Origin of the sequence: Desulfoglaeba alkanexedens ALDC, assembly GCF_005377625.1 — a bacterium.
Classification (GTDB): Bacteria; Desulfobacterota; Syntrophobacteria; order Syntrophobacterales; family DSM-9756; genus Desulfoglaeba; species Desulfoglaeba alkanexedens.
Map to the genome: position 1 here is coordinate 967931 of NZ_CP040098.1, position 22004 is coordinate 989934.

At 60.2% G+C, this 22004-nt stretch carries 17 protein-coding genes; 4 read left to right on the forward strand and 13 right to left on the reverse strand.

The features are described 5' to 3' along the window. The first annotated feature begins 407 nt into the window (after positions 1 to 407). Positions 408 to 2948, forward strand: a complete 2541-nt coding sequence (locus tag FDQ92_RS04615; RefSeq protein ID WP_137423491.1) for a sigma 54-interacting transcriptional regulator — start codon at positions 408 to 410, stop codon at positions 2946 to 2948. 90 nt (positions 2949 to 3038) lie between these two features. Beyond that, positions 3039 to 5639 (forward strand): PEP/pyruvate-binding domain-containing protein, encoded by a 2601-nt coding sequence (locus FDQ92_RS04620; protein WP_137423492.1) that lies wholly within the window; start codon positions 3039 to 3041, stop codon positions 5637 to 5639. Between the two features lie 8 nt (positions 5640 to 5647). Here the strand turns inward: FDQ92_RS04620 and FDQ92_RS04625 are convergent, their stop codons facing one another. The 13 genes from FDQ92_RS04625 to FDQ92_RS04685 all read right to left on the reverse strand — a co-directional run bounded on the left by FDQ92_RS04625 (position 5648) and on the right by FDQ92_RS04685 (position 19325). Beyond that, positions 5648 to 6064 (reverse strand): response regulator, encoded by a 417-nt coding sequence (locus FDQ92_RS04625; protein ID WP_137423493.1) that lies wholly within the window; start codon positions 6062 to 6064, stop codon positions 5648 to 5650. A gap of 3 nt (positions 6065 to 6067) precedes the next feature. Further along, positions 6068 to 6985, reverse strand: coding sequence for a sensor histidine kinase (locus tag FDQ92_RS04630; RefSeq protein ID WP_137423494.1), 918 nt, complete (start codon positions 6983 to 6985; stop codon positions 6068 to 6070). After that, the gene (locus FDQ92_RS04635; protein ID WP_211341371.1) at positions 6948 to 7340 is read right to left on the reverse strand and encodes a sigma-54-dependent transcriptional regulator; all 393 of its coding nucleotides are present in this window, start codon (positions 7338 to 7340) and stop codon (positions 6948 to 6950) included. The genes FDQ92_RS04630 and FDQ92_RS04635 overlap by 38 nt, the downstream gene beginning before the upstream one ends. A gap of 71 nt (positions 7341 to 7411) precedes the next feature. Then, positions 7412 to 9073, reverse strand: coding sequence for a sensor histidine kinase (locus tag FDQ92_RS04640; protein ID WP_137423495.1), 1662 nt, complete (start codon positions 9071 to 9073; stop codon positions 7412 to 7414). Between the two features lie 339 nt (positions 9074 to 9412). Beyond that, entirely contained in the window at positions 9413 to 10852 is a 1440-nt protein-coding gene (locus FDQ92_RS04645; RefSeq protein ID WP_137423496.1) for a sigma-54-dependent transcriptional regulator, read from the reverse strand. Beyond that, entirely contained in the window at positions 10837 to 12321 is a 1485-nt protein-coding gene (locus FDQ92_RS04650) for a sensor histidine kinase (protein ID WP_137423497.1), read from the reverse strand. The genes FDQ92_RS04645 and FDQ92_RS04650 overlap by 16 nt, the downstream gene beginning before the upstream one ends. A gap of 14 nt (positions 12322 to 12335) precedes the next feature. Then, a complete protein-coding gene (locus FDQ92_RS04655) occupies positions 12336 to 13760 on the reverse strand; it encodes a transferase (protein WP_137423498.1) in 1425 nt (474 codons plus the stop codon). A 10-nt stretch (positions 13761 to 13770) separates the two neighbouring features. Continuing rightward, positions 13771 to 15237 (reverse strand): SLC13 family permease, encoded by a 1467-nt coding sequence (locus FDQ92_RS04660; RefSeq protein ID WP_137423499.1) that lies wholly within the window; start codon positions 15235 to 15237, stop codon positions 13771 to 13773. A 37-nt stretch (positions 15238 to 15274) separates the two neighbouring features. Beyond that, entirely contained in the window at positions 15275 to 15835 is a 561-nt protein-coding gene (locus FDQ92_RS04665; RefSeq protein WP_137423500.1) for a CBS domain-containing protein, read from the reverse strand. A gap of 182 nt (positions 15836 to 16017) precedes the next feature. Then, a complete protein-coding gene (locus FDQ92_RS04670) occupies positions 16018 to 16515 on the reverse strand; it encodes a response regulator (RefSeq protein WP_137423501.1) in 498 nt (165 codons plus the stop codon). 229 nt (positions 16516 to 16744) lie between these two features. Then, positions 16745 to 17095, reverse strand: a complete 351-nt coding sequence (locus FDQ92_RS04675; protein WP_137423502.1) for a NifB/NifX family molybdenum-iron cluster-binding protein — start codon at positions 17093 to 17095, stop codon at positions 16745 to 16747. Between the two features lie 31 nt (positions 17096 to 17126). After that, on the reverse strand, positions 17127 to 18563 hold the full coding sequence (locus tag FDQ92_RS04680) for a sigma-54 interaction domain-containing protein (RefSeq protein ID WP_137423503.1): 1437 nt from the start codon (positions 18561 to 18563) through the stop codon (positions 17127 to 17129). A gap of 396 nt (positions 18564 to 18959) precedes the next feature. After that, complete coding sequence (locus FDQ92_RS04685) at positions 18960 to 19325, reverse strand: four helix bundle protein (RefSeq protein ID WP_137423504.1); 366 nt, start codon at positions 19323 to 19325, stop codon at positions 18960 to 18962. Positions 19326 to 19631: 306 nt separating this feature from the next. On the opposite strand from FDQ92_RS04685, the gene hisB reads away from it, so the two are divergent. Both hisB and ettA read left to right on the forward strand, forming a co-directional pair. Beyond that, a complete protein-coding gene (hisB, locus tag FDQ92_RS04690; protein ID WP_137423505.1) occupies positions 19632 to 20237 on the forward strand; it encodes an imidazoleglycerol-phosphate dehydratase HisB in 606 nt (201 codons plus the stop codon). Positions 20238 to 20298: 61 nt separating this feature from the next. Next, on the forward strand, positions 20299 to 21987 hold the full coding sequence (gene ettA, locus FDQ92_RS04695) for an energy-dependent translational throttle protein EttA (RefSeq protein ID WP_246041831.1): 1689 nt from the start codon (positions 20299 to 20301) through the stop codon (positions 21985 to 21987). The last annotated feature ends 17 nt before the right edge of the window (positions 21988 to 22004 follow it).

Below are 22004 nucleotides of genomic sequence, written 5' to 3' on the forward strand. Positions count from 1 at the left end.
GGGACGATGCGAAGGGATTTCACAACCGGGAAGAAAGAGCGGATCTTCGGGGCCGTCGAGCCGGCAAAGTCCGCCGACCGTAAAAAAACTTAACGGCGGGCGTCGATGGAAGAACGGGCCGCATGAGAGCAAATTAGTTTATTCAATGATTTCAATCGAATGCAAAGTGGACCGACATGGTGAAACGGCACGTCCTTTGCCTCTGCCAATAAAGGGCGGGTAGCGTTCTAAAGTCGAGACCTTAAGCAAAAAGGTTAACGAAGGTCAAAAAATCCCCTTCTCCCCCCTCCCCTTAATCCCCTCCCACAAGGGGAGGGGAAGGGGATGAGAGAAAAGCTTCCTTTCACGAACAGACCCTGAACGGAGCAGCACCTTCGACAGGCGCTCCCACATAGAGGCGGGAATCGATGGGCATACTGAGGCTATTCAACGGCGGGTTCTCCTTGTTCCGTCCGGGGTCGCTCTTTCAATCTTTGAGAATTCGAACCAAGCTTCTGGCGGCGCTGGTCCCGTCAACGATCGTCATCCTGGTGGGGACTGGTTTCGTGACCAACTGGTTCGCCAACCAGTTCCTGACGGAAGCCGTCCAGCGCACGGTGCGCCTCCAGACCTTGGCCTTGGCCCACGAGTGTGAAAGCTTCCTGGCGCGGTGCCGTGAGGACCTGCTGCGGCTGTCGGAAGGGCCGGCCGACTTCGAAACACTGGAGCGTTTTTGGGCCTCGACCCGGGCGATCAGGGGCTGGACCTATGCGGAACTGGCCTACCTTTCCGAGCGCCCCGGCGAGAAGTCCTGGTTCGCCTTCGACACCGGCGAGGATCTCCATGTGCCGGCCGTCCATGAGATCGCTCAAGTGAGGCCGAACCCTTACGAGATCCTGGAGGAGGCCGGGGAGCTCGCCGTGGGGGAGATCCACCTTTCCGAGGTCTTTGAGAGCCACTATCCGCTCGACGCCGAGGAATGGAACGGCCTGACCCGCAGCCGCGCGGTGCTGCGCCTAGCGACGCCCGTTGCTGGAAACGACGGCAAACGGGCCGGCTTCTTGATCCTCGGCGTGGACGCGCGAAGATTCCGAGATATTCTTTCTCTTTACAATTCTTCCAAATCCCCGATTTTCGCCTACGTAAGGAGTCCCGAAGTACGCTACTGTTATTTCGTCGACACCGAGGGATGGATCCTGTTTCAGTCGGAGGAACCGGAAGGGCCGCCGCGGCCGCTGGCCACGGACACCGCCCGGAGCGGATTCTCGGGAACCTTTGGAAAACCGGGGCTTCCCGGAGCCTTCCGGCCGGCACCCTGCCACTGCGCTTATTGGAAAATGATCGAGGATATTTCGCGCGGCCGCCATGGGATCCTTACGTTAAATGTAAATGATGCTTCTGAGTCGGCCGTGGACGAGGTCTACGTGGGATACGCCCCGGTGCACCTGCCGTCCGCAAAGGGAAAGGGGCGGGTGATCGGCGGCGTGGCCTTCGTGGACCGGAGCCGACTGGGTCTCTTTGCCGGCTACCGGCAGATCGACGTCATCTTCGTGATCCTGCTTTCGTCCACCGTCCTCGTAACGTTGCTGATCTGGCTGTTGAGCCGCCTGATCACGCGCCCGATCTTCGAACTCGCGGCCGCCGTCAATCATATTCAGGAAACCGGGGAGCTGAAGCCTTTAGATCTTCCCACCCACGACTACGAAACCAGTTTCCTCAAGTTCTCCATAAACAACATGATTTCCACCATACGGGATCAGATCGAAGAAATCCGCGACCGCGACCGCCGACTCCAACAAGCGGCCCAACGGGAACGGGCCGTCTTCGACGAGGATCCCCCGGCATTGGGAACGGCGGACCCCGGCGTCCTGATCCGGGAAATCGTGGGCGCCAGCCCGGCTGTTGCCTCTTTGCGCGAAGAGATCGGAAAAGCCGCCGCGGTGGATGCAGACGTTCTGATCATTGGAGAAACGGGAACCGGAAAGCAGTTGGCCGCCGAAGCCATTCACAAGCTGAGCCGCAGGCGGCACAAGCCCTTCATCTCCATAAACTGCGGCGCTCTGGACGAGAATCTCCTCCTCGACGCCCTCTTCGGTCACGTGAGAGGCGCCTTCTCCGACGCCAGAACAGACCGTAAAGGGGCTTTTCTCACAGCCCACGGCGGAACCCTCTTCCTGGACGAGGTTGGTACCGCTTCTCCCAAGGTGCAACAGGCTTTGCTTCGGGCTGTGGCCATGCGCAAGATTCATCCGCTGGGCAGCGACGTCGAATACGACGTGGATGTACGCCTCATCGCCGCCACCAACCAGGACCTGAAGGACCTGGTGGAGAAGGGCGTTTTTCGTGAAGACCTCTATTATCGGCTGAACGTCATCACCGTCCACACTCCGCCGCTTCGCGAGCACAGAGAGGACATCCCGCTCCTCGCCCACCACTTCCTCAAGGAAGCCGAAGCTCGGATGAATCGGCAGGAGATCGGGCTCAGCCGCGGAGCACTGGAACGATTGAAGGCATACGACTGGCCAGGAAACGTCCGCGAGCTTCAAAACTGCATCACCCGGGCCGTGGCCATGGTGGAAGGATCTCTCATTCACGTGCAGGATCTGCAACTCGGAGACTTCGCCCCTGAACCGGAGCCGCCGACTCCCGCCTCGCCCTCGCCCGCCCCCAGGGATGCGCCTACATGCGCCCAAGCGGACGAAACAGCAGGCGTCTCCTTGAATGTACGACAGGCCCGGGTCATCCCGTTGCTCTTGCAAAAAGGGGAAATCAGCCGGGCCGAATACCAGCGGGAAGTGGGCGACGGACTGCCTGCACGGACCGCCCTGTACGACCTCCAGGATCTGGTGACCAAGGGCGTCCTGGTTAAAACCGGTCGCGGGCCGGCCACACGCTACCGACTTAAGGACCGATCTCTCATCATGAACGGGGCGGCGAAGAAATCGCCCCAACCTTGTTCTGCCGATTAAGACCCATGATACGCCCTCGGCCGTCTCGGCGGCATCGGTCATGAACCGCCTGACGCCGGCAAACCGTTCACCCAGCAGGATGCACCCGTCATGTGGCAGAGGCTTTCCAGGATTTTCATAAAGCGTGAATCCAAACCCCAGCGCACCCCGGAAGAAATCGCGGATCTTTTCCGCTACAAGTATTCGAACTTCAAAGACCTCTTGCATTCCAACTCGGAACTAGCCAAGATCCTTTCCGATCTTTCTGTGAAGCTCCAGGGATACGAACCCTTCGGGATGGCCTACGTGCGCTCCCAGGCGACCCTCGCCGTTTCTCACAGCGCGCGCATGATCCGAGCCCTCAACGCCCTCTCGGAAAACCGCTACGGGCTCCTTTCCGCAGTCCTCGAAAAGATTCACACCCGCATCAAGCAGGAATTGGAAGCCGTTGAGACACCTTCCATCGACGAACTGGTTCTGCCCTACTGCCGGGTCACCCGCGAAATGGTGGATTGGGTCGGCGGTAAGAACGCCAACCTCGGGGAAGTTCGAAACAGAGCGGGGCTCGCCGTTCCTGAGGGCTTCGCCGTCACCACACGCGCCTTTCAACTCTTCTTGGCGGAAAACGACCTAGTCGACCGCATCAACAAGCTGAAAACCGAGGTCGACCCACGGGACCCCCAGGCGGTCCATGCGTTGAGCGAATCGATCCAACACATGGTGCTCACGGCCGGAGTCCCCGACCCGCTCCGGAAAGCCCTTGAGGAAGCCTTCGACACTGTACAAGACGCTCGGGCCCGAAAAACGCCGGGGGCTCGGACCCCTCTTCGCGTCGCCATGCGAAGCAGCGCCATCGGGGAAGACACCGAGCTGTCTTACGCCGGCCAATACGTTTCCATGCTCAACACTCCCCGGGAACGCCTGGCCGAAACCTACCGCATCATAGCGGCCGGGCTCTACACGCCGCGCGCCATCACCTATCGCTTCAACAAGGGCATCCGAGACGAAGACGTGGCCATGGCGGTCGCTTGCCTGGAAATGATCGATTCTGTGGCAAGTGGGGTGGTGTATTCGCGGAATCCCGTCGATCCTTCGGACGACCGGCTGGTGGTGAGCGCCGTGTGGGGTCTGGGGCCATATGCCGTCGACGGCACGGTGACACCCGACACGTACCGCGTGGCCCGTGGCGATAGACTCACCATCGTGGAAAGAAAGGTTTCGGTGCAGACGGTCCAGTTGGTCGCCGATCCGGACGGCGGACTGAAAGAAATCGAAGTACCGGAATCCCTCCGTGCGAAGGCCCGCCTCGACGACGAACAGATCCTGCAACTGGCCGGCTTCGCCCTCAAGCTGGAGCGGCATTTCGGCAGCCCGCAGGACATCGAATGGGCGCTCGCCCCCGACGGACGCCTCCTCATCCTCCAGTCCCGCCCACTGCACCCTCCCGATGTCTCGTTTGCCGAAGGACGGCCCCGTTCCGCTCGAATAGAAGGCTACCACGTGATCCTGGAAGGGGGAAATACCGCCTGCCCCGGAGTCGGATACGGGCCCGCTTTTCATGTGCAAACCGAAGAAGACCTGCTCCATTTCCCGGAAGGCGCCGTCCTAGTCGCCCGCCATTCTTCGCCCGCTTACGCCGTCGTTATCCCTCGAGCCGCCGCCATCGTGACCGATGCGGGAAGCGTTACCGGGCACATGGCGTCCATCGCCCGTGAGTTCTCCGTTCCCACCCTGCTCGGAACCCTCGATGCCACCGAACGGATCCCACCAGGTGTCGACGTGACCGTGGACGCCTCTTCGGGCCGCGTGTACCGCGGCCAAGTCAAGGAACTGCTCGGCCCCGGCCCGAAACTCAAACCCTTCATGAAAGGAACGCCCGTCCACGATACCCTGAAGCGGGTAACGCGCCACATCCTGCCCATCAATCTCGTGGACCCCAAGGCCCCCGATTTCCGCCCGGAATCCTGCGAAACACTTCACGATATCATGCGGTTCGTGCACGAGCGGTCCTACGAAGAAATGTTCCGCTTGAGCGACGCCGTCTCCAACGGCGAAGGATGGGCCGTAAAAGTGGAAGCCGACATCCCCATCGACCTGTTTCTCATCGACCTGGGAGGCGGACTCATGGACGTCAAACCGGGAGACACAAAGGTCTCCCTCGACCGGATCGCCTGTGAACCGTTAAGGGCCCTTCTGGCCGGCATGACCCGTCCGGAACTCCGCCACCGGGAACCTCGACCCATTCACTTGGGCGGGTTTCTTTCCGTCATGACCGAACAGATGCTCTCACCGCCCCGCCTGGACGTGGAACGGTTCGGCGATCGCAGCTACGCCATCGTTTCCGAAAAGTATCTGAACTTCAGTTCGCGGGTCGGCTACCACTACAGCATCCTGGACACCTACTGCGGCGAAACCGTCAACAAGAACTACATCACCTTCTCCTTCATGGGCGGCGCCGCCGATGAAACCCGCCGGAACCGGCGGGCCAGGGCCATCGCCCGCATCCTGGAAGCCCTGGGTTTTGTGGTCACTGTAGCGGGGGACCGAGTAACCGGCCGCTATGTGAAATACGAACGGAAAGAGACCCTTGAGAGGCTGGATCGGATCGGCCGGATGCTGCAGTATACCCGGCAGATGGACATGCTCATGGACAGCGAGCAGAGCGTGGAAGTCCTGGCCGCAAATTTCATCGAAGAGCGCTACCGGTTGTAGTGATCGGCTTACTGCGGCCGTTTCGCGACACGCTCCCGGGCGAGTTTCTTTTCATAAGCCGCATCGATCCGGGCAGTGAGTTCGTCCATGGGGCAGGGTTTCAGAAGATATTCGTAGCCGCCCAGCTTCATGATTTCGACGGCTGCGTCCACCGAAGCATGGCCGGTCAGGATGATCACCTCGGAAAGGGGACTTTCCTTCTTGATGCGCGCCAAGGCCTCGATCCCGCTCATGCCCGGCATCTTCACGTCGAGCAGAATCACGTCGAAGGCCCGATCGCGTATCTTTTCCAGCGCTTCCGGGCCGCTTCCCGCCGAATCGACAGGGTACCCCCTGGATCCAAGAAGCTTTCCCAGGGTCAACCGGAAACGGTCTTCGTCGTCCACGATCAGGACCTGCGGCTTGGAACCCGCTTCACCACCCATGGCTCACTCCTCCTCGCGAACCGGCAAAATAACGTAAAAGGATGTCCCCTCCCCCGGTCGACTTTCCACTTCGATCCTTCCCCCCAACCGCTGGACGATGCCATGACAGATGGAAAGCCCTAAGCCCGTCCCTTTGCCGGGGGGCTTGGTGGTGAAGAACGGATCGAAAATCCGGGACTGGAGTTCCTCCGGGATGCCGCAGCCGGTGTCGGAAACCACCAGCTCCACGTGGTCGCCCATGAGGCGCGTTTCCAGCGAGATCGAACCGTCCTCGCCGATGGAGTGCATGGCATTGTTCAAAAGGTTCAAGACCACCTGCCTGACCAGGGGTGGGTCGGTCCGTATCGGCGGGAGATCTTCCCGGTAACGGCGGATCAAGGTGATCTTGCGGAGCCGGGCTTCCTTTTCCACCAGACAGGCCATTTCTTCGATCAGGCGGTTGATGTCCACCGGCTGTATCACCGGATCCATCTTGCGGGCGAAACCAAGCAGCTTGTGGGTCACTTCCTTGCATCGCTCCACCTGTCGGGCGATCTCGTTAAGCGAATCTTTGAGTTCTTCGAACCCGCTCGACTTCAGCGACTCCTCCGAGGCCATGAGGTGCCGGATCCATTCCAGCTCCTGGGTCATGATGGCCAGCGGATTGTTGATTTCGTGTGCAATTCCCGCCGATAATTCGCCGATGGCGGCCAGCTTCTGGGCCTGCAGGAGCTGCTGGTCCAGCGATTTCCTCTGCTTTTCCGCGGATTCGATTCGACGCAGAAGCGTTCCAACGGAATAAGCGGAAAGGCCCCCGAGGGCGGCGGCGGCTATCGCCCACAGCCTTCTTCCGGAAACGACGCCCCAGGCCGCGGCGAGAAACAGCAGAATGGAAACCGCGTAGTTACTGGCTCTGTTTTTCGCGAAGCCGCTTTCGTTCATAGGCCTGTTCCACCTTGGCGATGAGGTCTCCCAGCTTGGCGGGTTTCATCACATAGTCGTAAGCTCCAAGTTCCATGCCCTGGATGCCCGATTCCACGGAACCATGGCCCGTGAGAAGGATCACTTCCACGAAAGGCCATCTTCGCTTGATGCGTCGAAGGGTTTCCAGGCCGTCCATGCCCGGCATCTTCACATCCAGGATAACCACGTCGACGGGAAAGGTTTCCAGCTGCTTCAAGGCTTCCTCACCGCTTGCCACCCCGGTGACCGTGATCCGGCGCCTCTCCAGCCGCTTCACGATCGTCTCCAGGAAGTCCAATTCATCGTCGACCACCAACACCTTGTACGGCATCATGGCATGCCTCCGCCGCGTTCCCAGTCGCCCCCGGTTGGATCGCCTCCAAGCCTCTTTTCACGTCCTGCCGTTCAATCCGCACCCTGGCGGGCAGGAAAAGAAAGAGTGAAGACGGCTCCTTTCGGCCGATTGCTTTTCACCACAATCTCTCCCCCGAGCTTTTTTACGATGCTGTAACTGATGGACAGTCCGAGTCCGGTCCCGCTTCCCGTTCTCTTTGTGGTAAAGAAGGGGTCGAAGATCTTGCTCAGGTGCTCCGGCGGGATGCCGGGCCCGTTGTCTGCGATTTCAACCGTAATAGAATTCTTCTTCCCGTCCCGATGAGTCCGGACCCAGATGTCACCGTCCTGCTCCACCGCATCGATGGCGTTGTTGATGATATTGAGAAAGACCTGCTGCAACTGGGAAGAATCGCTGATGATGGTCGGCTCATCGGCCATGTACTCCTTGTGAATAGCGATGTTGCGGTGACGGGCTTCGTTTTCCAAGAAAGCGATCGTTTCGTCCAGCACACGGTGAAGGTCCACCTCTTCTTCAACCGGTTCCATGCGTCGGGCGAACCCGAGCAGCCGGTGGGTCACGGTCCGGGCCCTTTCCACGTGGGCTTCGATCTTTTCCACGGCATCGGCGAATTCCGCGAAATTGTCGCTGCTCTGGATGTCCTCCTCTTCCAGAAGGTCCCGGATCCAGCCCGCCTTTTCCCGGATCACCGCCAGCGGATTGTTGATTTCATGGGCGATGCCTGCCGCAAGTTTTCCCACCGCCGCCAGCTTGGCCGACTGCATCAGGTTCGCATCCAGTTCCGCCTTTTCCCTGTCCGCTCGAATGAGCTGCCGGATCATCAGTTGTGAAACCAGTACCGTCCCGAAGACCACGGCGATGACGCCGGCCGTCATGAGCCCGATGGTCAAATGGCGGGTCCGGAAAAGCGGCAGGAGTTCCTCCCCGGGATCTTGCTCCACCACAAGCAGCCATTCCTTGTTCTCAAGCCAGGTGGCGGCCACCAGCAGCCGACGGCCTTCCATGGCATGTTCGATCAGCCGGGTTCCCATGAACATCGGTAGTTGCAGGCTGGTGTTCTTTTCGAGAAGCCCGCCGTGGAACCGAGGCGCCGTCTGATAGACGAAGTCGCGGTTGAGCAGGAACGCATCGCCTTTTCGCCCTGTTTGGGCCGCACGGACCATGGCTTCGAAGAGGTCCGTGTTGATGGTGGCCCGGAGAACCCACGTATGGTCGTCTTCTCTTCGAGCGACCGCGATGATGAAGTGAGGCACCTTGCGAAACCCCAGGAAGACGTCGCTGATGTAGGTTCCGCGCGCAATCACCGACTGGAACCAGTCGGTGTCCCGATAGTTGAGGCCCTTCAGCTTGTAAGGACCGCAATAAGCCACGTGCTCCCCGTTCTCGTCGATGACCCCCAAGTCCACGTAATATTTGGACCGACTCTGGATCAGATCGTACAGCCGCTCCAAGGTCCCCGGCGCCGTGACCCGATCGAACGTCATCGTGTAGGCTACTGTCGTGAGCTGCGAAATCCTTTCGTCAAAAAAGAGGTCGAGGGCGTGGCGTCGGTTTTCCGCCATCGCACGGAGGTTTTCGTGAATCTTCGACGAATAGGACTGGTGAAATTGGTAATAGATGCTCGCCCCCAAGACAAAAAGCGGGATCAGGGAAAAGGTGAGCGTCGTCGCAATGATCTTGAGGCGCAGATTGCGGTAACCTTCGTGCGGCATGGAAGCTCCAGCCTCGAAACACCGCTCGCGGCGGCGGAAGAGACCCTTCCCCCGGGCCACTTCCACGAGAACCCTCCGGTATCCTCACCGCCCTCCCGTCAGGCCGGCAAGCCGGCTCCTGCACTTGCGCCGGCCTCCTGGCTTCCGAAAGAGAAGCCCGAAGGAACGCTTTGGATATCGTTTCCACGAGCAACGAACATACCAGCGGCGGAGAACGATACATCGCGGGGAACCGCGTATGACGCAAAGGGCGGCTGTCGGATTTCTTTACAAGGTGTAAAGACGGAGGCGTCGAAGGTTTCATCGACACGCCGTCAGGGCTTCGCAGTGGAGGATGGTCTACGATACCGAGGTTTCGATCTTGAGGCCGTATTTTTCGATCCGAGCGATGAGGGTGGGCCGGGATATCCCCAGGAGTTTCGAAGCCCGGGTGCGGTTTCCTCCCGTGAAATCCAGAGCCTCCCGGATCACCAAGGCCCCCAGTTCGTCGATCAGCTGTTCGAAGAGGTTTTCTTCGGAGGAACTGCGGATCCTTTCCCGGATCCAGTCGCGAAGGGTCTGGTCCCCTCCGATACTCCCTTCGCCGTGGCTTCGGCTGGGAGCCGTGCGCTCCCCCTGCCCGATGGCCCGCAGGACGTCTTCGCGGTCCAGGGGGCAACCCCGGTTGAAAATGAGCGCTTTCTGAAGGGTGTTGGCCAGTTCCCTGACGTTTCCCGGCCAGGGGAAATGGCTCAGCAATTCGGCGGCGTCGCGGGTGAGTCCCGGATTCACCATGTTCATTTCCCGGGCGAACCGGGCCAGAAAGTAGTCGGCCAGCATGGGAACGTCGCCGTGGCGGTCCCTGAGCGGAGGCAGGGTGAGCGTCACCACCTTCAGGCGGTAATAAAGATCTTCCCGGAAGCGGCCCTCGGCGACGGCTCTTTCCAGATCGCGGTTGGTGGCGGCGATGATCCGCACATCCACCGGGATAGGTTTCCTCCCGCCCAGTCTTTCGATGCTCCGTTCCTGGAGCAGGCGCAGGATCTTGGCCTGGATCGAAAAGGGCATGTCCCCGATTTCGTCGAGAAAGAGGGTCCCGCGGTGGGCCTGTTCGATTTTTCCCACCCGCCGGCTCACCGCCCCCGTGAAGGCCCCCTTCTCGTAGCCGAAAAGCTCGCTTTCCAGGAGCGTTTCCGGGATGGCCACACAGTTGATCACCAGGAACGGTCCGTCGGCCCGCTCGCTGTACTGGTACACCGCGCGCGCCACCAGTTCCTTTCCGGTGCCGGATTCTCCACGGATGAGTACGGTGGCGTCCGTGGGCGCCACGCGGCCGATGGCCTTGTAGACCTCCTGCATGGCCTGACTTCGGCCGATCAGCGCATCGCAAGGGGCCGTTTCGGGCTGCGCGTCCACTTCCACGCGCGATCGCATGAAACGGCCGGCGCTCAAGGCCTGCTCCATGAGCTCCAAGATGGCAGGGATTTCGAACGGTTTCAGCACGTAGTCGAACGCCCCCAGCTTGGTGGCCTGGATGGCGGTTTCCGTGGTGCCGTAGGCCGTCATGATGATGACCGGAAGCTTGCGGTCCATTTCCCTGAGCGCATGGAACGTCTGCAGCCCGTCCATGCCAGGGAGCCGCACGTCCATGATGACGAGATCGGGCGACGCCTCTTGCACCAGGGCCAGGGCCGCCTCCCCGGAAGAAGCCGTCCTCACCCGATGCCCCTCACGGGTCAGGAGCCTTTCGAAGCTCTGGCGAAGCTGCGCATCGTCGTCCACGATCAAGATCTCAGCCAATGGTCCTGCTCCTCACACGGAAGGGCGATTACAAAGGTGGTCCCCTGCCTCCCGGTGGAACTCACCTGCATCCACCCGCCGTGGTCCTCGATGATGCGTTTGGCGATACTCAAGCCCAGCCCCGATCCTTCCTCCTTGGTACTGAAGAACGGCTCGAACACCTTGTCCTGCAACGTCTCGGGAATCCCAGGGCCGCTGTCGGTCACCCGGATCACCAGGGTCCGCCCCCGCGGAGGCACCACCCCTTCCTCTTCCCGAATCTGGATGACGCCGCCTTCCGTCATGGCTTCGCAGGCGTTCAGTAGAAGGTTCACCAGCACCTCCTTCAGCTGCTCCGGATCCGCTGAAATCTTGGGAAGCCGACGCTCCCGCTGGACCTTGACCTCCACACCGTACGATTCCAGCCGGTGGCGCAGGAGCTGCAAAGTCATGTCCACCACATCGGAGGGGCTTATCCGCTGCATCTTTAACTTGGGAGGCCTGGAAAACTCCAGGAAATTCCTCAGTATGGTATCAATGTGGCGGATTTCTTCGGAAATCACCTCCAGATCTTCACGCTGGGTGGTATCCAGCTTGAGGCTCCGCTCCAGGGAGAAGAGCCGCATCTTGACCGAGGTGAGCGGGTTTCGGATGCTGTGAGCCACTCCGGCCGCCAGTTTACCCACCAGGGCGAGTTTCTCCGACTGCATCAGGTGCTCACGACTCTCTTCCAACTGGCTGTGCGCTTCGTCCACGTCGTCCATGAGGCTCCGGACCCGACGGCTCAGAGCCTTTACTTCGTCGCCCACCCTTCTCAGATCCCCTTCCGGCAGGCTGTCCAGCGCCATCCGGCGGATCGGTTCCAGAACCTGCCCGAAGAGGATGGACCCCAGCACGAACCCCACCACAATGGTTGCCGGGATGGCGCTCCAGGCCAGCCTCGTCACCAGCTTGGCCTGCGCGCTGTAGCGCTCGCGCGCTTCCAGGATCCGGGCTTCGTGGAGCCTCTTGTACGCTTCGGTGAGGTCGTAGATGGCATGGAACTGGTCCCGGACCTTCCAATGAAGTTCCGCCCCCTCCTCAACCTTTTCTTCCTTGTAGAGATGGACGACCCGGTCCCGGGCATGAGCGTAGCGAATGTACTCCGACTCGATGGCGTTCAAGATTTCCCGAGCTTCTTCCAGGTAAGCCGATTGTCTCGCCCTCTGCAGCCAATCTTCGAATCGGCCGTGATAGTCGCTCAATTGCGTGAGCCACTGGGGATCGCGATTGAGAAAGTAATAAGTCACGAACCCCTTCTGCATCACCAGGGAACTTTCGAGCTTCTGAGCCGCCAGGAGCGCCTCCACATCGCGGTCCACCATGGACGTGTAGAGCGCCTGGGTTCGCTTGGTGTACCAGAGCGTCACCAGTGCCCCAGCGCAGTTGACGCCGATGAGGACCCCGAGAAGCACCAGTATCCTGGCGCGCAGGCTGAGCCGCTTCAGCATGACCCGCGTTCCTTTCAGGGACGGATGTCGATGGTCGGATACAGCCCCTGCATCTCCCCTTCCGGGTACGGCTGCATGATGTTGAATGAGATGTTCTGGCCCTTCTGAGCGTGCCCCACGTTGTTCGTCCCGTCGAAGTACGCCCCGTTGGCCTCGAGGATGTGCTCGATCCGGTGCCGGAAGGCTTCCACGAAACGGGCGCCGTTTCCTTCGAACCGCATCGCCCCCTTTTCCATCAACCCTTCGACACGGCTCAGGTCTTCCAGGGCGAGGCTCTGGTGTTCCAGGTCCGCCCGGCGAGACACGTAACCCCACACCAGCCGCCCCGGCGGGATATCCACCGGCTCCTCCAGGTCGACCACCGTGTGCGGCATGACGATGGAACCTTCGCCGATCTTCAAGGGACAGTCTTCGCTTGCCCGGAGAAACGCATTGAAGCCCACAAACACCTTGGGCCCCAATACCGCGTGGATGATCTTGCCGCCGTGGGCCGTGACGTTCCAGCCTTGCAGGCGCGAGCGGATGATGTAACAGTTTTCCTGCGCGTTCGCCCCTTTTCCCAGGTAGGCGTCTTCCAGGTAGGCCCGCTGAGCCACCAGGACGTTTTCGGCGATTTCCGTGTCACCACGGACCACAGCGTAACGGCTGAGCGCCGCCCCCGGGGGGACATCGATCCGGGGTGGCCGTCGAACCGCGCCGTCGAACACTTCCTGGAAATCTTCCTTTCGCGCTTCCACGAAATCCATGAGCACCCCCTCGGGGTTCCTTCCCGAAAGGGCGTTCACATAGCGCTTCAGGACAGTGTCCGGAAAGCGGTACCGGAAATCGAAATCCCCGTCGGAACGGATCCAGATGGTTCCCGGTTCCACCTCGCGATGAGCCAGCTCCCCCACCTGGACGTAGGCGAATGGACCGATCACACAGTCGTGCACGGTGGTGAGATCCACCGTGGCGAACGGCCCCAGGAAACTTCCCTCCACGGGCGCTCCGTGGATGTTCGCGTAATGGAGGGAGACGGTGTTCTGGATGAGGAACTCCTCGGGGTTTTCCGGATCGTGAGAGTAATTGTGGACCAGGGTCTTCACCAGAAAGCCGTCCTTGATCCGGATGACCTCGTCGTCGTGGAGCGGCACCTGGAGCCCCTTGTGGCACAAAACGTCGCCTCGCATCTTCAGCTCGTCGCCCCGGATGTCGCTCTTGTATAGCACGGAATGCTCCACGATACACTTTCCCAGGAAGTAGCTCCCCGCAAGGCTCGATCCCCGAAAATGGAAGTGAAGGGGATGGTGGGGGCTCAGGCCGTAAAAGGCGTAAAACCGTTCAAATTGCTCCACGGGGATGAGCCCGCGAACATAGGGCCCCACGTCGAAGGCGGGCTCCCTCAGATTGATATTCACCCGGTCGATGATGCGGTCGATGAGCTGTTCGATGCGTTTCATGAAAAGCCTCCTAACCTCCGATAGTCACCGGCATGCCCATGATGGGCCAGATGACGGCGACCGCGATCCCCACCACCACCATGAGCAGGATGCTGGCCGGAATCCCGTAAAGGAAGAATTCACCGGTGGTGAACTGCTTGGAATCGTACGCGATGGCGTTGGGTGCGGCTCCCACGAGAAGCAGGAAGGGCATGCCCGCCGTCACCAGCGACGCAAAAAGGATGACCTCCGGGGCCACGCCCAGGTAAGGCGCGATCACCAGAGCCACGGGAAGCGAGATGGCGATGGCCGCCACATTCATGATGAAATTGGTCATCACCATCACGAAAAACGCGATGCTCATCACGAACACGAACCAGTTCGCCTTCTGGAACATGCTGAGCCAGTTCACGGCGAGCCACCTGGCCGCTTCCGTCTCCCACAGGCAGAAGCCGATACTCATCGCCCCGGCGAAAAGCAGGATGATGTTCCAGGAGATCTGCTCCAGGTCCTCCAAATCCAGGATTCCCACCACGAAAAAGAGGATCGTGGACACCAGGATGATGGCCGTCTTGTCGATGGGTTCCAGCGCCGGGATGAAAGAGCGCAGACTCATGACCCCCACCACGGAAAAGATGATCCCCAGCGCCAGGATTTCCTTTCGAGTGATCGGACCCTGCTCGGCGCTCAATTGTTTCGCTCTTTCCTTCAGCCCGGGAATCACCTTCTTTTCCGGCTTGCAGAAGATCATGAAAAAGCCCCACAGCAGGAACGTCATGAGCCAGCCGATGGGGAACATGTAGTAGCTCAGTTCGAAAAATCCCACATTCTTGTCGACGATCTCGTTGAAAAACCCGATGGCCACGGCGCCCCGCGCCGCCCCGAGAAGCGTCACGATGCTCCCGGCGCCCGCCACGTAGGCCATCCCCATAAAGAGGGCTTTGCCGAACTTGGTGGGCTTTTCGTCCGCGCCGTAGAGGGCGTAGATGGAAAGGAGCAGCGGGTAGATGGTGGCGGCCACCGCCGTGTGGGCCATTATATGGGTGAGCGCCGCCGTCACCACGAAACAGCCCAGCATGATGTGGCTAGTCTTTTCACCCACGACGGCGAGCATCTTGTAGGCCAGCCGCCGGGTGAGCCCCGTCTTGGTGAAGACCATGCCGATCACGATGGAGCCGAAGATGAAAAGCACCGACGGATCCATGAAATCCTTGAAAGCGACCTTGGCGGGCCGGATGAGAAAGAGCGCCTGAAGGACCCCGATGAGAAGGCTCGTGACCCCGATGGGCACCACTTCGAACACCCACCAGGTTCCAGCCCACAGAAAAACGGCCAAAGCCCCCTTTCCCTCCCGGGAAAGCGGGAAATGCTTGCCCATGGGATCGACGGCGTCCGCCCAGGGCGGGGAAAAATAGACCAGGCAAAAGAGTGCGACTCCAGTGAGCATGAAAACCAGCCGCATCCAGTTCACTCTCTTTTTGCTCATCTGTGCATGCATGTGAGACACCTCCTCGGCTCCTAGTCGGAAAATCCGTTTATCCTTCCAGTTCGCAGGCCTTGATCAAGCGGCACACTTCCAGAAAGACATCGGAAAGGCGAAGAACGCCCACGATCTCTTCGCCCCTCGTGACCAGAAGCGAATGGTGCTGGCCCAGAACCAATTGCTTGATGGCTTCATTCACGCTCGCTTCTTCGTCCACGTACTCACCGCCGGTGAGAGTGTGCATGATGTCGCGGACCTTCACCTTGGCCGCCTTGCGACAGATGTCATTGAGAGGCTTCTCCATCAGGCTGAACTGCCGGCTCATCATCTTCACGAACTCCGACCCGAAACCGAACCGGCTGAGCATGCTCAGATCACCCACTTCCTTGAAGCGCGGTTCCAGGCCCTTCAGCACGTCCAATTGGCCGACCTTCCCTATCACCCGGCCTTCGGCGTCATGGACCAGCACCGCCCGGTGCTTGTAATAATGGTCGTCGAATTTTTCATGAACTTCTTCGAGCGCCAACACCGCCTGGGCCAGGGTGGCGTCCTCAGGGACACGGGCGTAGTGGTCCAGGGGTACCATGAGCGCTTTCACCTTGACCGTTTCCATACGCTGCCTCCTCGAAACGTTGGGTTATGGCCGGATTTCCGTTTTGCCGGCGCCGATGTGGGATCGGCTATGTGTGAACGAAGTCACAAGGTACCGCCGTCTGCGGCGGCCCTCAACGCCGCTCGCCGCTTGAACGACCCCCAAAAAGCCGGCCCGCGGCTCCGCCTCCCCAAAGACCGCCTTCAGCGATCGCGGCGTGTCTCCGTGCGACGTCGTGCCTTCTTCTTTTTCTGTCGCGGCTTCCCGGGCCCTTCCGCGCTGTCGGGTTCTCCGCCTTGGGTGGTGGTTCCCATCCGGTCCTCGTGGGCCACCGCCCCGGCTTCGATAACCTTCCGCAGCAGCAGCGAAAGGTCGAAGGGGATCATGAGGTCGTCGAAGGCCCCGCGCTTCATCCCCTCGATGGAAAGGGCCGCCTGGCCGGAAGGCACCAGAAGGATCACCGCTGCCCGCGGCCGCCGCTCCTTGATCCTTTCAAGGAGAGCCAAGCCCTCGGCTCCGTCTTCCTTGAGGCCGATGAGGACCACCTGCGCATCGCCGGCGGCGTCCAAAGCCTCCAAGGCGTTGTCGGCTTCGGTGACCTGCAGGCCGTTTCGGCGCAAGTAATTGGCCAGATTCATTCGGAAAGGGCCGTCTTCTTCGTAGAGGACTAGCTTCGCGACTCTGGAATCCTCGATCGGCACGGCACCCTCGTCCCCATGTGGTCTCGGCGGCCGGCTTCCGTCGGATGCGGCCGCGGCGTTCCTGATCCCTGCCTCGGGCTCAAGACGGGAGCAAAAGGGGTGCCAGGTGTTTCGACCTTGTGATGTCCGTCACTTTCGGGGAGGAGGTCTTGAGACGAGGACGGGATCTTAGACAGAATGAAACATTATGAAAGCTACATTATGATACGTTTTAACACATCCTGGCGGACTACCGCCGCACCTTGCGCTCAAACAGCACGGTCCCGGATTCCAACCTCCCCTCCAAGAAGGCCCGAAACACCTCGGCACGCCGGCCCACCACCGAATCGATCACGGCGACCTTCTTCCAGACCAGGTAATCGTAATAGAGTTCTTCGATCCCGCCGCAGATCACCGTCTTCGCCCTTTCGGAGACGATGAGATGGCACAGCGCCTCCGCCGACGCCTGAGGCAGGACCACGATCCGCTCTTCCTCCAGACCGCCTTCGGCGTTCAACCGCCCGATCCACACCTCAGCGGCCAAGTCGAAGCGCGGCGCCACCTCTTCTCCATTCAATGGAATCACCACCTTGTGCGCCATGATCGCCCGTTCCCACCGGTTTTGAGACCCTTCAGCCGTCGATGCCGTGCCGCTTCATTTTCCGCCAGAGGGTGCTCCGGCCCCACCCCAAGATTTCCGCGGCCCGGCTCCGGCGCCCCTTGGCCTTGAGGAGCGCCTCCAGGATCATGCGGCGCTCCAGTTCCATCCACGTGGTCGACTCCGACACCCTCCCCGGCCCCCCGGCGGGTTGTTCCCTCACCGGCGGCTGCTCCCCGCCGCCCGCTTCCTTCGCGGCCGGGGCTTCCGGTTCTTCCAGGAGGTACGGCGGAAGGTGGTCCGGCCCCACCCGGTCCCGGTTGCAGAGGTTCACGGCGTATTCCACGATGTTTCGCAGTTCCCGCACGTTTCCGGGATACGGGTGGCGCATGAGCCGTTCCAGCGCCTCGTCGGTGAACCCCCGGATGGGCTTTTGAAATTGCGATGTGAAGGCCCGCAAGAAATGGTCGAGTAGAAGCCGCACGTCGCCTCCGCGCTCCCGAAGCGGCGGAATGTGGAGCCGCACCACGTTCAGCCGGAAGAGCAGATCCTCGCGGAAGCGCCCTTCGCGGACCATCTGCTTGAGGTCCCGGTGGGTCGCGGCGATGATGCGCACGTCCACGCGTACCCCCTTGGTGCTTCCCAGCGGATAAATCACGTGGTCGTCCAGGAAGGTGAGGAGTTTCACCTGGAGGGTGAGCGGGAGGTCTCCGATTTCCGTAAGGAAAAGCGTGCCGTTGTGAGCCAGCCGGAAACGGCCCGGCTTGCTTTCGCCCGCTCCCGTGAAGGCGCCCTTTTCGTGGCCGAAAAGTTCCGATTCCAGGAGCGATTCCGGGAGGGCGCCGCAGTTCACCTTGACGAAGGGACCCTTGGCGCGTCCGGAGGCCTGGTGGATGGCTTCGGCCAGAAGATCCTTTCCGGTCCCCGTCTCGCCCGTCACCAGCACCGACGAATCGGTCTGGGCGACACCGGGAAGAATCTCGTAGATCCGCTGCATCTGAGAACTCCGGCCGATGATTTGCCCGAAGCTGTAGACCCGCCCCTTGGACGCATCCAGCGCCTGGAGCATCCGGAGGTCTTCCAGCGCTTCCAAAAAGCCGACCAGCCGCCCCTCGGGATCTTCCAACGGGGCGAAGGTCGTCCGAACCGGGATCCGTTCCCGGTCCCGGCTGATGATGTCGCCTTCCAGGCACACCGGTTCCGACTCCGACGACATCTCAGGAAGCGGGCAGCGCTGAAGACACAGGTTGCTTCGCACCACATGCCGGCAGGGAAGGCCCCGGGCCTCATCGCGACTCATCCCCGTGAGCGCCTCGGCGCTCCGGTTCATCATCGCCACGCGGCGATCCAGGTCCAGGATCACCAGTCCCACCGGAATCTCGTCCAAAAGCGGCGAAAAAGCGACAGGCTTTCCAAAGAGACGCACCACCGAGGGATCCGTTCTCTTGACGCTCCCGAGTCTTTCCGTCATCTGAACTCCGTTTCCATCACGGTGTCCCGCAACACCCCTCGACCACCTTCCCCGCCTCCGACCCTGCCCCTATAAGCGCTAAGTTATTTTGTAAACATTCACGGGTTGCATTTATGCCACTGGGTTCTTTTTAAAGATGAACGTCGAACATCGAACAAAGATGAACATCGAACAAAGATGAACATCGAACAAAGATGAACATCGAACATCGAACATCGAACGTTGAACGTTGAATGAAAAAAGCGCGTTGCATTTACGCCATTGGGTTCTTTTTAAAGATGAACGTCGAACATCGAACATCGAATAAAGATGAACGTCGAACATCGAACATCGAACGTTGAACATCGAATGAAAAAAACGAGGTCAGCGTAGACTCCGATGTCGAACTTTGAATGACTATTTCCCTTTCTTTTCAGCCGTTTTGATACTCGTAACGAAAATCTTAATTAATTCTTCTGTTTCCTTTAAAATATCATCCAATAGTTCAGGTTTTTTGATTAGTGGTACACGCTGAATAAGTTTTAACCATCTCTGTGTCTCCCTAAGTTCCTTTAATGAGATACGAAGCTTATGGATAAAGTCCTTTGGGGACTCGGCCGCCTGGGCTTCACCGTGGTTTGGATAAGGTGAAGTTCCCGATCTTAACAATTGGGTCGCAACGTGGTTGCCTGTTCTGGTATTTGGAAGCTGTGCGACGATCTTTATGATTCGCACCGAATACTCAAGCAGCCTTTCTTCCAGGTCATATGTCTGTTTCTTCATCTTTTCACATTCACCATTCGATGTTCGATGTTCGATGTTCGATGTTCGATGTTCGATGTTCGATGTTCGATGTTCGATGTTCGATGTTCGATGTTCGATGTTCGATGTTCAATGTTCGATGTTCGATGTTCAATGTTCGATGTTCATTTTTTCCAGTCGATACAGCGAAAAAACAACTTAGCGCTTATGTTCCCCCTCCCGCCCCGCAACCCGGTGGCGGCGAGCGAAAAACTATGGCATAAAAGGAGCCGCAAGGAAATCGTCGGTGATCCCCTTTTGAACCTTCATCCTGCGAGGCCGCTGACCATGACTTCCGACGGGCGCTTCTTTGAAGTGGAACGGACCACCCGGGAGACTTCCATCCGGCTCAAGTTCACCCTGGACGGCACCGGCCGGACCGACATCACCTCCGGGATCCCTTTCCTGGATCACATGCTCACTCTGTTCGCCGTGCACGGCTTCTTTGACCTGGAGATCCAAGCCACGGGGGACCATGCGGACGATCGGATGGACTGTCACCACGCGGCGGAGGACCTGGGCATCTGCCTGGGAAAGGCCCTGGAAGGCGCCCTGGGAGACCGAAAAGGCATCCGCCGCTACGGCGAGGCGTCGGTCCCCATGGACGAAACCCTGGCGCACGTGGCCCTGGATCTTTCCCGAAGGCCGTTTCTCGTCTACCACACGCCAAAGCTCATTGAACGACTTGGACGGTTCGAAACGGAACTGGTGCCCGAATTTTTGCGAGCCTTCTGCCAGCACGGCGGCGTCACCCTACACGTGGGCGTTCCTTATGGAGAAAACTCCCACCACATCCTGGAAGCGGTCTTCAAGGCCTTCGGCCGCGCCCTGGACCAGGCGGCGGCTCCCGACCCGCGCCGGGCGGGCGTCCCGTCGTCCAAGGGCAGCCTGTAGGACCCCGCCGGCAGTGCCCGCCGGCAACTTCCCACCACAGCCCTTTTGAAGGAGACGTGCTTTGGCAACCACGCAAGAACCCAACAAAATCATCTATTCCATGGTCCGGGTGGGAAAGTTCTACCAGAAGCGCCCGGTTCTCAAGGACATATCGCTTTCCTTCTTCTATGGCGCCAAAATCGGCGTTCTGGGGCTCAACGGGTCCGGGAAGAGCACGCTGCTTCGGATCATCGCGGGCGTGGATAAGGATTTCGTCGGCGAAACGGTCCTCAGCCCGGGCCAGACCATCGGTTTTTTGGAACAGGAACCCGTGTTGGACGATTCCAAGCAGGTCCGCGACATCGCCCGGGAAGGCGTCCAGCAAACCGTGGACCTCATGGACGAATTCAACCGCATCAACGAACGCTTCGCCGAACCCCTGTCCGACGACGAAATGGACCGGCTTATTGAACGCCAGGCGGCCGTCCAGGAAAGATTGGACGCCTTGGACGCCTGGGACCTCGATTCCCGGCTGGAGATGGCCATGGATGCGCTTCGCTGTCCGCCCGGAGACACTCCCGTCCGCGTGCTCTCGGGCGGTGAACGGCGCCGCGTGGCCCTCTGCCGGCTGCTCCTCCAGCAGCCCGATATCCTGCTTCTCGATGAACCCACCAACCATCTGGACGCCGAATCCGTGGCCTGGCTCGAACAGCACCTCCGGCGCTACCCCGGGACCGTCATCGCCGTCACCCACGACCGCTACTTCCTGGACAACGTGGCCGGCTGGATCCTGGAACTGGACCGCGGCGAAGGCATCCCCTGGAAGGGTAATTACAGCTCTTGGCTGGAACAGAAGGAAAAGCGGCTGGCCAACGAGGAAAAGGCGGCTTCCGAACGCCGTAAAACCCTGCAGCGCGAACTGGAATGGATCCACACGCCCCCCAAGGGACGGCACGCCAAGGCCCGGGCCCGCATCAAGGCCTATGAGCAGCTCCTTGCCAAGGAAAGCGAGCGCCGAGCCGAGGATCTCGAAATCTACATACCCCCCGGCCCCCGCCTGGGGAAGACGGTCATCGAAGCCGAAAGCGTAAGTAAGGCTTACGGCGACCGCCTGCTGGTCGAAGACCTGTCATTTCTGGTGCCGCCCGGCGCCATCGTGGGCGTGATCGGCCCGAACGGCGCCGGAAAGACAACCCTTTTCCGCATGATCACCGGGCAGGAAGAGGCCACGTCCGGGACGATCCGCGTCGGCGATTCCGTGAAACTCGCCTACGTGGACCAGAGCCGTGATGCTCTGGACCCGGACCAAACCGTCTGGGAAGCGGTGAGCGACGGGAAGGACAAGATCCTGCTGGGGAGCCGCGAAGTGAATTCCCGGGCCTACGTGGCGCGGTTCAACTTTTCCGGGGCCGACCAGCAGAAGAAGGTGGGGCGGCTTTCGGGAGGCGAACGGAACCGGGTTCACCTGGCCCGCATGCTCAAGGAAGGCGCCAACGTCCTGCTCCTGGACGAACCCACCAACGACCTGGACGTCAACACGCTCCGCGCCCTGGAAGAGGCGCTCCTCAACTTCGCCGGCTGCGCGCTGGTCATCAGTCACGACCGGTGGTTTCTGGACCGCGTGGCCACCCACATCCTGGCCTTCGAAGGGGAAAGCCGCGTCGTGTGGTTCGACGGCAACTATTCCGACTACGAAGCGGACCGAAGAGCCCGTCTGGGCGAAGCCGCCGCCCAGCCCCACCGGATCAAATACCGCCACCTGACCCGGTAAGCCGCAGCCGCGGGAGC

What these genes read in the sequence shown, in the direction of transcription:
- FDQ92_RS04625 (WP_137423493.1), bottom strand. Translation starts at nt 6,064, where the DNA reads ATGGGTGGTGAAGCGGGTTCCAAGCCGCAGGTCCTGATCGTGGACGAC.
- FDQ92_RS04615 (WP_137423491.1), top strand. Translation starts at nt 408, where the DNA reads ATGGGCATACTGAGGCTATTCAACGGCGGGTTCTCCTTGTTCCGTCCG.
- FDQ92_RS04620 (WP_137423492.1), top strand. Translation starts at nt 3,039, where the DNA reads ATGTGGCAGAGGCTTTCCAGGATTTTCATAAAGCGTGAATCCAAACCC.
- hisB (WP_137423505.1), top strand. Translation starts at nt 19,632, where the DNA reads ATGACTTCCGACGGGCGCTTCTTTGAAGTGGAACGGACCACCCGGGAG.
- FDQ92_RS04650 (WP_137423497.1), bottom strand. Translation starts at nt 12,321, where the DNA reads ATGCTGAAGCGGCTCAGCCTGCGCGCCAGGATACTGGTGCTTCTCGGG.
- FDQ92_RS04660 (WP_137423499.1), bottom strand. Translation starts at nt 15,237, where the DNA reads ATGCATGCACAGATGAGCAAAAAGAGAGTGAACTGGATGCGGCTGGTT.
- FDQ92_RS04655 (WP_137423498.1), bottom strand. Translation starts at nt 13,760, where the DNA reads ATGAAACGCATCGAACAGCTCATCGACCGCATCATCGACCGGGTGAAT.
- FDQ92_RS04685 (WP_137423504.1), bottom strand. Translation starts at nt 19,325, where the DNA reads ATGAAGAAACAGACATATGACCTGGAAGAAAGGCTGCTTGAGTATTCG.
- FDQ92_RS04675 (WP_137423502.1), bottom strand. Translation starts at nt 17,095, where the DNA reads ATGGCGCACAAGGTGGTGATTCCATTGAATGGAGAAGAGGTGGCGCCG.
- FDQ92_RS04665 (WP_137423500.1), bottom strand. Translation starts at nt 15,835, where the DNA reads ATGGAAACGGTCAAGGTGAAAGCGCTCATGGTACCCCTGGACCACTAC.
- FDQ92_RS04640 (WP_137423495.1), bottom strand. Translation starts at nt 9,073, where the DNA reads ATGCCGCACGAAGGTTACCGCAATCTGCGCCTCAAGATCATTGCGACG.
- FDQ92_RS04630 (WP_137423494.1), bottom strand. Translation starts at nt 6,985, where the DNA reads ATGAACGAAAGCGGCTTCGCGAAAAACAGAGCCAGTAACTACGCGGTT.
- FDQ92_RS04680 (WP_137423503.1), bottom strand. Translation starts at nt 18,563, where the DNA reads ATGACGGAAAGACTCGGGAGCGTCAAGAGAACGGATCCCTCGGTGGTG.
- FDQ92_RS04635 (WP_211341371.1), bottom strand. Translation starts at nt 7,340, where the DNA reads ATGATGCCGTACAAGGTGTTGGTGGTCGACGATGAATTGGACTTCCTG.